12 protein-coding genes are annotated in these 11,190 nt (G+C 74.6%); 4 read left to right on the top strand and 8 right to left on the bottom strand.

Going from position 1 to position 11,190, the window contains the following annotated elements:
- Positions 1-69 precede the first annotated feature (69 nt).
- A complete protein-coding gene (locus ACFQW6_RS11725; protein WP_378544933.1) occupies positions 70-636 on the top strand; it encodes an MFS transporter in 567 nt (188 codons plus the stop codon).
- Here the strand turns inward: ACFQW6_RS11725 and ACFQW6_RS11730 are convergent.
- Entirely contained in the window at positions 623-1,150 is a 528-nt protein-coding gene (locus tag ACFQW6_RS11730) for a hypothetical protein (protein ID WP_378544936.1), read from the bottom strand. The two genes, ACFQW6_RS11725 and ACFQW6_RS11730, sit on opposite strands and share 14 nt — an antisense overlap.
- Positions 1,151-1,273: 123 nt before the next feature.
- On the opposite strand from ACFQW6_RS11730, the gene ACFQW6_RS11735 reads away from it, so the two are divergent.
- The 3 genes from ACFQW6_RS11735 to ACFQW6_RS11745 all read left to right on the top strand — a co-directional run bounded on the left by ACFQW6_RS11735 (position 1,274) and on the right by ACFQW6_RS11745 (position 3,552).
- A complete protein-coding gene (locus ACFQW6_RS11735) occupies positions 1,274-2,062 on the top strand; it encodes a hypothetical protein (RefSeq protein WP_378544938.1) in 789 nt (262 codons plus the stop codon).
- A gap of 180 nt (positions 2,063-2,242) precedes the next feature.
- On the top strand, positions 2,243-2,542 hold the full coding sequence (locus ACFQW6_RS11740) for a hypothetical protein (RefSeq protein ID WP_378544941.1): 300 nt from the start codon (positions 2,243-2,245) through the stop codon (positions 2,540-2,542).
- A complete protein-coding gene (locus ACFQW6_RS11745) occupies positions 2,539-3,552 on the top strand; it encodes a hypothetical protein (protein ID WP_378544944.1) in 1,014 nt (337 codons plus the stop codon). The genes ACFQW6_RS11740 and ACFQW6_RS11745 overlap by 4 nt, the downstream gene beginning before the upstream one ends.
- 14 nt (positions 3,553-3,566) lie before the next feature.
- Here the strand turns inward: ACFQW6_RS11745 and ACFQW6_RS11750 are convergent, their stop codons facing one another.
- The 7 genes from ACFQW6_RS11750 to ACFQW6_RS11780 all read right to left on the bottom strand — a co-directional run bounded on the left by ACFQW6_RS11750 (position 3,567) and on the right by ACFQW6_RS11780 (position 11,078).
- The gene (locus ACFQW6_RS11750) at positions 3,567-4,523 is read right to left on the bottom strand and encodes an MFS transporter (RefSeq protein ID WP_378544947.1); all 957 of its coding nucleotides are present in this window, start codon (positions 4,521-4,523) and stop codon (positions 3,567-3,569) included.
- On the bottom strand, positions 4,514-4,855 hold the full coding sequence (locus ACFQW6_RS11755; protein WP_378544950.1) for an MFS transporter: 342 nt from the start codon (positions 4,853-4,855) through the stop codon (positions 4,514-4,516). The genes ACFQW6_RS11750 and ACFQW6_RS11755 overlap by 10 nt, the downstream gene beginning before the upstream one ends.
- A 46-nt stretch (positions 4,856-4,901) precedes the next feature.
- Positions 4,902-5,804, bottom strand: a complete 903-nt coding sequence (locus ACFQW6_RS11760) for a sucrase ferredoxin (protein WP_378544953.1) — start codon at positions 5,802-5,804, stop codon at positions 4,902-4,904.
- Positions 5,801-6,817, bottom strand: a complete 1,017-nt coding sequence (locus ACFQW6_RS11765) for a JmjC domain-containing protein (protein WP_378544956.1) — start codon at positions 6,815-6,817, stop codon at positions 5,801-5,803. The genes ACFQW6_RS11760 and ACFQW6_RS11765 overlap by 4 nt, the downstream gene beginning before the upstream one ends.
- Before the next feature lie 101 nt (positions 6,818-6,918).
- On the bottom strand, positions 6,919-7,149 hold the full coding sequence (locus tag ACFQW6_RS11770) for a hypothetical protein (protein WP_378544960.1): 231 nt from the start codon (positions 7,147-7,149) through the stop codon (positions 6,919-6,921).
- 98 nt (positions 7,150-7,247) lie between these two features.
- The gene (locus tag ACFQW6_RS11775) at positions 7,248-8,018 is read right to left on the bottom strand and encodes a sucrase ferredoxin (protein ID WP_378544963.1); all 771 of its coding nucleotides are present in this window, start codon (positions 8,016-8,018) and stop codon (positions 7,248-7,250) included.
- A 111-nt stretch (positions 8,019-8,129) separates the two neighbouring features.
- Positions 8,130-11,078: an AAA family ATPase gene (locus tag ACFQW6_RS11780; RefSeq protein ID WP_378544967.1), complete on the bottom strand. Its 2,949-nt coding sequence runs from the start codon at positions 11,076-11,078 to the stop codon at positions 8,130-8,132.
- Between the last annotated feature and the right edge of the window lie 112 nt (positions 11,079-11,190).

Below are 11,190 nucleotides of genomic sequence, written 5' to 3' on the forward strand. Positions count from 1 at the left end.
AGGAGAAGCGCGCCGCCGCCCGGGCGACCGGTCACCTCGGCGTCTGGACGGATCGCGGCGCACCGCCGGGTGCTGGCCACGCTGGGCACGGCGGTGGTGATCCTCGGGGCGAGCCGCTCGCTGCGGCTCAGCCTCCTGCCACTGTGGGCCGACCACGTCGGGCTGTCGGCGTCCACGACGTCCCTCATCTTCGCCGCCGCCGCCGCCCTCGACGTGGCGTTCATGTGGCCGGGCGGCTGGCTGATGGACACCCGGGGCCGGATGGTCGTCGCGGTGCCGGTGGTGCTGTCGATGGCGGTCGCGTGCCTGCTGCTGCCGCTCGCGACCGACGCGGTGTCGGTGGCCCTCGTGATGGCGCTCATCGCGTGCGGCAACGGCCTCGGCTCGGGCATCGTGATGACCCTCGGCGCGGACGCCGCGCCCGACGACGGGAGGTCCCAGTTCCTGGGCGCGTGGCGGCTGTGCGGCGACATCGGCAACACGGGTGGTCCGCTGCTGGTCGGCGCGGTGGCCGCCGTGGCCCCGCTGTCGGTCGCGTGCGTGACGGTCGGCGTACTGTGCCTGGCCGGAGCCGGGTGGGTCGGCCACTGGACCAGGCGCGTCGACCTGGCCCGGGCAGCGCTCAGCCGACGGTGACCGTCACCTCGTTGGACACGACGTCGGAGTCGGTGTCGACGACCCGGAACTCGTTGGGACCGGTGCGGCTCGTCTGGACGTACGTCGCGAAGGTGCCGCCGCTGACCGACATGGTCACCGGGAAGTCGGACCACGCGCCGTTCTCCTTCCGCTGCACCTGCAGGATGGCGCCCTCGCCGGCCTGGTAGGTCCCCGTCAGGTCGATCTGCTGCATCGGGCTCACCGACTGCTGCGCGGCCGACAGCGAGATGGCCGTCGCCGGCGCCTCCGACGAGGTCTCGGTGCCCGGACTGGGCTCCGTCTCAGCGGGGGTGGTCTCGGTGCTGGTCTCCGACGGCCTGGGCAGCCGGAACGTCGCCGAGGACGACGGGGCGTCGCTGGCCTCGGTGCTGTCGCCGATGCCGGTGGCCTTGACCCCGAGGAGGACGGCCAGCCCGCCGAGCAGGCCGATGGCCACGGCGACGCCGACCAGGGCGACGAGGCCGGTCAGCACGGGGCGGTTCTCGGTGTCCATGGCGGTGGGCAGGGACCTTTCACGCGGAGGCGGGGACGACGCCATTGTCGGGGACGAGCGGTTGCGGGACCAATCGCCCGCCCGTCGGACGGGCCCCCACCGCGCATCGGACAGGATGGAACCATGCAGTCACCGTTGCGACACGGCAAGGCCGCCATCGGCACGACCATCGCCGGCGGCGCGCTCGCCGCGCTCTCCCAGGCCCCGGAGCGGGCCTCCCGCCTGCTGCGGCACCGCTACCCGACGGTGGCGGTGACCGGCATGACCGGCGTCGGCAAGACCCGTCTGGCCGACCGGCTCTCCCGCCGCGCGAGCGCGGAGTCGGCGGGTGGGGCGGACGTCGGCTCCGCGGTGATGGAACGTCGGACGCGCCGCAACGCGCGGCTGCGCGGCTACCGCTTCCGGGTCGTGCCGGGCGAGAACGCCGCCACCCGGCTGGGCGCACTCGACGAGGTCTTCCACGACGAGCCGGTCGACGGGGTGCTGCACGTCGTGGCGTGGGGCCACGCGACGCCGCGCCGTACGGGCGGGACCACCGGCGCGGCCCTCGCCACCCGCGAGGAGCTGCTGGCCGCCGAGCTCGAGGACTGGGCGATCACGGCGCACCGGATCGCGAGCATGGCCGTGCGCCGCGACCGGCCCACCTGGCTGGTCGTCGCGGTGACCAAGGCCGACCTCTTCGCCGACGACGTCGACGCCGCCGTGCACTACTACTCCCCCGGCAGCGGCACGCCGTTCGGCGAAAAGCTCGACGAGCTGCGCGCGCTCGCCGGCGGCGCGAAGCTGTCGATCGACGTGCTGCCGGTGTGCGCCCGGGGCGGCGACAAGCGCTCCGCGATGCCGGAGAAGGCGTGCAACGACCTCCTCGGGCGCCTCGAGCTGCGGCTGGCGCAGCTCAGCGGCCACGTCTGATCGGCCCTGCCGCGACCGTCGGTCGGTCCGAACGACCTCGACGGCCCGGGGGCCGCGCTCAGCGGGTGGGGAGCCCGTGGCATCGGTCCGCTCGACGGGTCCGGTCCTACCGAGTGACCATCTGGTTCACAGTTCCACGACTTCTGGTTTCGACGCCGTTCATCGGGGCAGAAGAACGCCATGAGGCCGATCGCGATCAACCAGCGGGCGCTCCGCGGCGCCAAGGAGGAGCTCGACTCCGCCCGCGAGGACCTCCGGTCCGCGCTCGGCGACATCGACCACCCAGCCGACGACTTTCCCTGGCGCGACCTGGTGGTCGAGGGGGTCCGCAGCCTGGTCGGCGACGCCGAGCAGGTCGCGAAGAAGTGCCGCACCCTCTCCGCTGCTGTCGACGACTCGATCATCGACTTCGACGAGCTCGACTCGATGGTCGGACAGGCCGCCACGGTCGCCGCCCGGCTCGACCAGGTGACGCCATGACCCGGGTCGTCGTCGACCGGATCGAGACCCAGCAGGACGAGCTCCGGTTCGGCGACCCGATCGGCTGTCACTACCACTGGCTCGAGCCGGGAAAGATCGACTCCTACGGCGACTCCGTGCGCCGGCTGGCCGCCAAGGTCGAGCTCGCTGTCGACGCCTTCGAGCGCACCTCGACACTGTCGGAGGACGTCTTCGCCGGCGAGGCCGCCGACACGCTCCGCGACCGCGCCGCCCGCCGCCACGAGGAGTCGGCGACCGTCCGCGACAACCTCCGTGGCCTCGGCCGCGCGATCAACGCCTATTCCGACGTGCTGCGCCGGCACCGCGAGGGCCTCGAGCAGCTGCGCGACTTCGCGGTCAGCAAGGGCCTCGAGGTGCGCGAGAACCGCATCTGGCCGCCGGTCGAGACGCTGCCCGGCGGCGCCACCCAGAAGCAGGCCGACGCCTGGGAGAGCGACTGGAAGGCCTACCAGGCGTGCTTCGAGGCCAAGATCGAGCTCCGTGACGCACGCCGGGTCGCCACCCGCGAGCTCGTCAGGGCGCTGGCCGAGCACGCCGGCGTCCACCCCGACAAGGACCGCGCCAGGCTCGTCCCGGCCGGGGCCCACCAGGTGCGCTTCGGCGAGCTGCGCCGCGAGGCGGCCGAGGATGCCCTCGAGGCCGTGCAGGCGGGGGACGCCGCCGAGGCGGCACGCAGCACCGTGGACGCGCTCCGCCGTCGGGAGCAGACCGCGCTGGGCAGGCTCGAGGAGCTGGTGCTCGCCGAGGCCCCGCCCGAGGAGGTCCAGGCCCAGGCCGCCAAGGTGCAGGCGCTGCACCGCGAGCTCACCGAGTCCAGGGTCGAGATGCGCGACGCCGAGGCCGTGGCCCAGCGCGAGCAGGCGCAGGCCAACCGCGCCGCCCGCGACCTCCAGGACGCGGAGGCCGGACGGCCCCGCCTCGTCGTCGAGCAGGCCGACCGGCAGCCGGCGCCCGACCGTCCGACCGACCTCCGCGACCGCCTGGGCTGAGCCCGGCGGCTCCGCTAGTCGGACGACTCGGCTCCCGCTGCACGCCGCTCGCGCTCGGCGACGGCGTACGGGTCGGTGCGCGAGTCGTAGGACCAGAAGTCGCGCAGGGCGACCGCCGTGAGCAGCACCCCGCCGACGCACGCGGCGCCTCCGCTGACCATGGCGCCGCGCACCGACCACGCGTCCGCCACGAAGCCGGCGCGGGTCTCGCCGACCATCGGCCCGACCGAGTAGGACAGCATCTCGATGCCGGCGAGGCGGCCGCGCATGGTGTCGGGGATGGTCTGGTTCCAGACCGTCGACCGGAAGACCGCCGAGACCATGTCAGCCGCGCCAGCCAGCGCGAGGAAGAGGCACGCCAGCCAGAACGACGGCATCAGTCCGGCGAACGCGATGCAGGCGCCGTAGAGGCTGGCGGCGATCACGATCGCGCGCCCGTGGTGGTGCACCCGGCCGATCCAACCGCTGAGCGCGGTGGCGGCGAGGGCCCCCACGGTCTCGGCCGAGTACAGCAGGCCGAGGAGCTCGGGGCGCTCGAACACCTCGTGCGCAAGGGCGGGGAACAGCACGACCGGGATGGCGAGCATCATCGCCATGATGTCGACGAGGTAGGTACCGAGCAGGTCGCGCCGACGCAGCGCGTAGCTCAGGCCCTCGTGGATGCCGCGCAGGCTGGGCGGGGTGGTCTCGCCGTCGTGCGGGTAGGGCCGCATGGCCGCGAACAGCAGGGTGGCGACCGAGTAGCCGACCATGCCGACGAGGAAGCACCAGCCGACGCCGACGTACGCCACCAGCAGGCCGCCGACGAGGGGGCCGAGGAGGACGCCGAACTGCATGGCGAAGCTGCTCAACGCGTTGGCCGCGGCGATCTGGTCGTGCCGCACGGTGCGCGGCTCCAGCGCCTCGCGTGAGGGCCGCTGCATCGAGCTGACGGCGGCGTAGAGGGCTGCGATGACGAAGATCAGCCACACCCGGGGGTGGGCGCTGAACGCGCGAAGGCGCCCATCAGCACGACCTGGGCGACCCCGGTGCCGACGAGCAGCCGGCGCCGGTCGACGTGGTCGGCCAGCGCGCCGCCGTAGAGGCCGAAGACGACGAGCGGCCCGAGCTCGACGAGTCCCACCAGGCCGACGAGGAAGTTGGAGCCGGTGAGGTCGTAGATGGCGAACGGGACGGCGACGTAGGCCACCATGCTGCCGAGGTAGAACACGGTGCCGGCGGTGAAGAGGAGGCGGAAGTCGCGCGACTCGCGCAGCGGGGTCACGTCCATCCGCATCGCGCGGAGCCGGTCGGTCCAGGTCACGAGCGGTCAGTCTCCCTCTCGAGGCGCCGACGTGCACGTGACTTTGTCAGGTCGCGGTGCGCACCTCGACCACCTCGTGGCCCGGGATGGTGCTCGCCCGTCGGGCGGTGCAGGTGAGCTGGTGGGCGTCGGCGCCGGCCACCCGGCGTACGACGACGTCGACCTCCCCGCGCCCGGCCACCGCGAACCGGGCGGTGGTGAGGTCGTGGTCGACGCGGACGGCGCCGGGGCGTACGTCGTCGAGCCCGACCAGCGCGTGCTCGCGGCGCAGCGCGATGTCGGCGACCTGGACGGCCATCGGCAGGTCCGAGCGCCCCCGCAGCTGCTCGAGCAGCACCTCGCCCCTGACCGTGGCGGACGCGACCTCGCGGGCCGACTCCGGGTCGAGCCCGCCGTAGTAGAGGCCGCGGGGCAGCACGACGAGGTTGCCGGCGAAGCGGTCGCCGCCGACGTGGGACGCCTCCCAGACGGCGGCAGCGTGCGGGCCGGACGCCAGCTCGAGGGCGACCGGCCGGCCCAGCTCGGCGCAGCAGGCGTCGTGGCGTCCGTGCGTGCACACGGCGAGGACCGGGGTGTCCTCCGGCTCGAGGCCGAGCGACCGTCCGGCGCCGAGCGCAGCAAGGTCGAGGTCACGCACGTCGTCGATCCGGTCGAGGTCGGCGGCCTCCGCCCACGAGGCCGCGCCCGCGGCGCGGGCAGCGACCACCCGGGTCGGTCCGTCACCGGCGCGCCTGCCGGGCCGCCGGACGAGCAGCACCCGCACCCGGTGCCGGCGCGACTGCAGCTGCAGGTGGGCGCCGAGCCCGTCGGGCAGCCGAGCGTCGCGCAGGGCGTCGGTGCCCCACGGCCCGGGGTGCTCGAGGAGCAGGAAGCTGCGCACCGTCGAGGCCGTGCCGGCCAGCTCGTCGCCGCGCGCCCTGCTGGCCGTCGCGCACCGGAAGACGGTCACCGGACGACCTCGAGCAGGCCCTCCCGCACCAACCGCCGGCTCAGCACGAGCGCACTCTCGTCGTCGAGCGGGAGGTCGTGCGGGGCCAGCTCGGCGTGGTCGGCGACGTGCTCGAGGGCGGGCCGCACCCGCGACGGCACGCGGAGGACGCGGTCGCCGATCATCACCCGGACCGCGTCACCGTCGTCGACGAGGACGCACGGGTGCCCGCGCCGGCGGCGCAGGCGCGTGTCGGCGTCGATCCCGTTGGCGAGCGCGTCGCGGTCGAGCAGGGCGCCGGCCAAGCGGGGCGGGCGGCCGCTGACGAAGCCCTCGACCTGGCCCGCGGCGAGCGCCGAGGGGTCGAGGTGGCGTACGGCGTCGGCGACGGCAGCGAGGTGGCCGGCGAAGCCCTCGGACAGGCGGGCGGGGTCGTCGAGGTAGCCGGCAGGCGCGTGGTCGTCGGGCACCTCCGCGAGCAGGCGTCCGACCTCGCGCGTCACGAGGCTGCGCCACGTCAGCTGGTTGATGCCGATCGTGAGGTGCAGCGAGACCGACTCCTGCGCCCTTGCGGCATGCGGCGTGCCGGTGGGGAGGTAGGCCACGACGCCCGGCTCCAGCAGCAGGTCGCCCGGGCCGCCCTCGCCGTGGACCTCCCACATCTTGGTGCCGTGGGTCTGCATCACGAACACGTCGTGGGAGTCGGAGTGGACCGCGAAGCCCTGGGCTCCGGGCGGGGTGAGGTAGGCGTTGGCCTGGCAGGGATGGCCGAGCTCGAGCTCCAGCTCCGCGACCAGGTCGCCGACGGGCGACCAGTAGCGCTGAAGGCCCTGCAGCACGATGGTGGCCCCCTCGTCGTGCAGGCGCATCAGCTTGACCGGGTCGACCAGCCCGGTGAGCGGCTTGCCGGCCAGGCTGCCACCGCGGGTGAACGACGACTCGGGCAGCACGGTGCCGTTGCGGGCGACCCGGACCGCCGGGGCGCGGATCGCGGTCTCGGTGAGCAGGTGGTCGACGTGGGCGAGCGAGAGCACCTCGGCGCCGTACGACGGATCGGTGCGGTGGACGTGGACCGAGGACGCCCAGACCTTGTCGAGGAAGGTCTGGGCGTCACCGGTGAGGCGGTCGAGAGCGGTCAGAGCGCGGACCCGTCGGACCCGTCGGTGCCGTCGGCGTCGGTGGAGTCACCGTCGGTGGCATCGGACGAGTCGCCGTCCGTGCCGTCCGCGTCCGCGCCGTCGGCGTCGGTGCCGTCCGCGTCGGTGCCGTCGGCATCCGCGCCGGGGCCGGCGGCGACGCCGGTCGGGTCAACGCCCTCGGTGCTCATCTCGTCGTCGCCGAGGGGGTTGTCAGGAGTCGTCGTCATGGATCCTCCTATGCGCGCCGCGACGGACGGTCCGCCCCGGGTCTGGCGTCGAGTCTGGTGCTCGCCAGCTCCACCGTCCCACACCCTTCGGGACGTGGTCAGCCCCCGACGGACTCCGTCTCACGGACCTCGTAGCGGGTGGTGCCCTTCACCTTGTCGTCGCCGCAGGACTGCCGTCTCGTCGGGCCCGGGACGGCCACGAGCTCGTCGGCGGGGTCGCCGCCGGCGAGGACGTGGAGCTCGCGGGCCTGGTCGAGTGCCGGACGGCCCGCCCGGCCCCGCGTCAACGGCAGGGGCACCTCGCCGCGCTCGACCGCGGCGCACGCCTCGACGGCGGTGTCGGTGTCGAGCCGGCCGAGGGTGATCCCGCTGGGAAGCCCCAGCAGGGTGCCGGAGAACCGGTGGCCGCCGAGGTGGGTGGTCTCCCACGTCGCGTTGGGCCACGTCTCCGCGAGCCGGCGGGCGATCGGTCGGCCGATCTCGGCGCAGCAGCGGTCGCGCTTGCCGTTGGTGCAGACCAGCCACAGCGCGCCGTCGTACGCCGGCATGCGGGCGAGGTCGAGCTGCAGGAGGTCCTCCGGACGGTCGAGCACCGCGGCGCGGACGTCGTAGCCCGTCTCGGTGGCGCGGGCGTGGAAGACGTGGGTGCCGGCACCGGCGCTGCCGTCGGGTCGGCGGAGCAGGAGGACCTTCACGTCCATCGAACCGAGGTGCTCGCGGACCGCCTCGGGGAGGCGGTTGTCGCTGACGGCGTCGCGCCCCCACGGGCCGGGGCTCTCCACGAGGAGGACCTCGGCGTCCGTGGGCGCCGTCCCGACCATCGGCTCGTCGTCGACGAGGCTGGCGATCGAGCAACGGAAGTCAGGCATGGCGAGAAGTCTGACCGACGGGTCCCACCCGGCTGCTGCCAGTACTGCTGGTCCGCCCGAGCACACCTGCTGCGGCGTGCTCCGCGGTACGACGCCCGACGCGGCCTCGTGTCAGAGGAGCCCGCGGCGGCGAGCCACCGCGGCCGCCTCGGTGCGCGACGCGGCCTCGAGCTTGGCCAGGATGTTGGAGACGTGGACCGACACCGTCTTGGTGCTGATGAAGAGCTGCTTGCCGATCTCGCCGTTGGAACGTCCCTCGGCGACGAGCGCGAGGATCTCGCCCTCCCGCGGGGTGAGGGTCGCCGCCTGCGCGCCGGTGGCGGGCGCGGGCGCGGACCCCTGGGCGGTGAGCTCGTCGAGCATCGGCCGGGCACCGAGCGCGTGGGCAGCCTGCCGCGCCTGGTCGGCGACGGTCCGCGCGCCGGCGGCGTCCCCGACCGCGCGCAGCACCCCGGCCAGCCGCACCCGGGTCTGCGCGACCTCCGGGACGCTGCCGTAGGCGACGGCGGTCTCCTCCGCGGCGCGCCAGGCCGCGACGAGCTCGTCGGCCGAGGGCGGGTCGACCTGCGCCAGCCAGCGCCAGCGCAGGTGCTCGGCGGTGCGGCGGGCCACCCACATGCGGTACTCCGGGCCGTGGCTGCCGTCGTAGGGCGCGTAGAAGTCCATCACCCGGGCGCCGTCGGCCATCAGGCGCTCGACGTCGTGGGCCGCCGACTCCCGCTCCTCGGCCGACTGGTGCGGCGCGGCAGCAGCGAGCGCGGCCAGGGTGAGGGTCGCGAGCCGGAGCCGCGCCTGGAACCACTCGTGCCACAGCGGCACGACCGCCGCCACCACGTCGTCGTAGACCGACACTGCGCGGGGCCCGTCGCCGGCGCTGGTGGCCCGCAGGATCTCGGCGCCGCCGGACGAGATGGCCGTCAGCCCGTCGGTGCCCCAGTAGTCGCGGAGCCGCTCGAGGGCGTGCTCCTTGCGGTGGCCGCGGAGGCCGATGGTGATCAGCATCTGGTGGGCGAAGTAGAGCCACTCGTAGACCATGGGCGGGTTCTGCCCGCTGACGTCGAGGAGGTCCCAGGCCTTGTCGAGCAGACCCTGGTGGGTCAGCGCGACCGCCAGCAGCAACCGCGCCTCGGCGGGGTAGGGCGACCAGGTCAGCCCACCGACCTCACTCCGCTCGATCACCTCGCGGTAGACCTCGACGGCCCGGGGCAGGTCACCGTCGTCGTGGTGGAGCCGGCCGAGCAGGTAGAGCGCCCGCAGCTCGGGCTCGATCAGCCCGGCGCGCCGCGCTCGCTCGGCCGCCGCCCGCCAGCCGGCGCTCGGGCTCACACCGCCCTCGGGGTCGAGCCCGGCGACCGTCGCGTGGAGCTCGACGGCGAGGCTGGTGAGGTCGTTGCGCTCGGCCAGCTCGAGGGCCTGGACCGCGACGCTCCGTGCCTCGTCGGCGTGCCACCCGCCCAGGCTCTGGGCAAGCACGAGGAGCGCGCGGGCGAGCAGCTTGGGCGGGCCGCTCCGCAGCAGCTCGACGGCCTCGGCCGCGATCTCGCGGGGCGAGTCGGTGGTGTCGGTGAGCAGCAGCGCCGACGCCAGGGCCGTGAGCAGCTGTCCGCGGTCGACGGCGGCGCCCTCGGCCGGCAGGGTCGCGAGTCGCGCCCGCAGCACCTTCACCGCCTTGGGCACCCGGCCCGAGGCGACGAGCGCCTCGGCGCACCGGCGGGCCAGCGCGAAGGCGTCGACGTCGGGCAGCGGCTCGCGGGCGGTGTCGACCAGCTCGAGCGCGTCGAGGAAGTGGGTCGCCGCCTCCGAGGGTCCGCCGACGGCCAGCGCCTCCTCGCCCGCCTCGATGGAGGCGCGGACGGCGACCGGTCGGTCGTCGGCGCGGCGGGCGTGCTGCGCGAGCTCGGCCGCCGTGCCGATGGCTCGGCCCTCACCCAGCGCGGCGACGAAGGCGGCGTGGAGCCGCATCCGCTCGCCGGGCAGCAGGTCGTCGTAGACCGCCTCGCCGAGCAGCGCGTGCCGGAAGGCGTAGGTGCCGCCGCGCGAGGCCACCAGGACATGGGCGTCGACAGCGGTGCGCAGCGCGCCCTCGAGCTCGGCGGAGTCGAGGTCGGAGACGGCGGCCAGCAGGCTGTGGCTGACCTGACGGCCCGCGACCGAGACCAGCCGCACGACGCGGCGGGTCGTCTCGTCGAGGCGGTCGAGGTGGACGAGCAGCACGTCGGCGAGCTCGCCGGGGACCTGGCCGGACCACGCCGCGCCGACGAGCTCCTCGATGAAGAACGGGTTGCCCTCGGCACGGTCGACGATGGAGGCGTACTCCGCCTCGGACAGCGTGGACGGGTGGAGCGCGCGGACGAGGCGGCGTACGTCGTCGTCGGCGAGCGGCTCGACCGCGAGCCGCTCGACCTCGCGCAGGCGCATCCACTCCGCGACCTGACGACGGAGCGGGTGGCGGCGGTGCAGGTCGTCGGAACGGTAGGACACGACGAGCGCGACGCCCGGCACCGGACGGGAGAAGAGGAAGCTGAGCATGTCGCGAGTGGACTCGTCGGCCCAGTGGGCGTCCTCGACCACGACGAGGACCGGGGCGCGCTCGGCGACGGCGGCGAGGAGGTGGCCGAACGCGTCGTAGACGTTGCCGCGGTCGAGCGCCTGGTCGCCCGACGCGGTCTCGCTGCTGCGGATCCGGCGGCCGGGCTGGAGGCGGGCGAGGGTGGGGTGCACCTCGAGCACGCGGCCGGCCACGTCGGGGAGGTCGACCATGAGGCGACCGAGGATCTCGGAGAAGGGGAGGTAGGGGAGGGAGCTGTCGGCGAGGTCGAGGCAGTGGCCGGCGACGACCTGCCAGTCGGCCTCGAGGGCCGCGTCGCGCAGGGCCATCAGGAGGCGGGTCTTGCCCACGCCGGCGTCGCCGCCGACGAGCACGGCTCGCGCGGGAGCAGTGCGGGCATCATCGGCCCCGGCCCCGGCAGGGTCTGCGGACGTGCGAATGCCGAGCTGGGCGGTCAGTTGCTCCAGCTCGGCATCGCGTCCGATGAGATCGGTGGTCCGCAGGGCCGGCACGGACGACATTGTGTCGTGCCGCTCCGACACTCGCGGGTCGATCGCGGTGCGGGTCACTTCTGGGTGTCGTCGGTGCGGACGCGGGTCCAGCGGTGGTGCCCGTAGTCCTTCC

Source organism: Nocardioides sp. GCM10028917, from assembly GCF_042666175.1.
In the GTDB taxonomy this organism is placed as follows: domain Bacteria; phylum Actinomycetota; class Actinomycetes; order Propionibacteriales; family Nocardioidaceae; genus Nocardioides.

Excerpts from the sequence above, each read along its gene's own strand:
- ACFQW6_RS11730 (WP_378544936.1), bottom strand. The coding sequence starts at position 1,150 with ATGGACACCGAGAACCGCCCCGTGCTGACCGGCCTCGTCGCCCTGGTC.
- ACFQW6_RS11735 (WP_378544938.1), top strand. The coding sequence starts at position 1,274 with ATGCAGTCACCGTTGCGACACGGCAAGGCCGCCATCGGCACGACCATC.
- ACFQW6_RS11740 (WP_378544941.1), top strand. The coding sequence starts at position 2,243 with ATGAGGCCGATCGCGATCAACCAGCGGGCGCTCCGCGGCGCCAAGGAG.
- ACFQW6_RS11775 (WP_378544963.1), bottom strand. The coding sequence starts at position 8,018 with ATGCCTGACTTCCGTTGCTCGATCGCCAGCCTCGTCGACGACGAGCCG.
- ACFQW6_RS11770 (WP_378544960.1), bottom strand. The coding sequence starts at position 7,149 with ATGACGACGACTCCTGACAACCCCCTCGGCGACGACGAGATGAGCACC.
- ACFQW6_RS11745 (WP_378544944.1), top strand. The coding sequence starts at position 2,539 with ATGACCCGGGTCGTCGTCGACCGGATCGAGACCCAGCAGGACGAGCTC.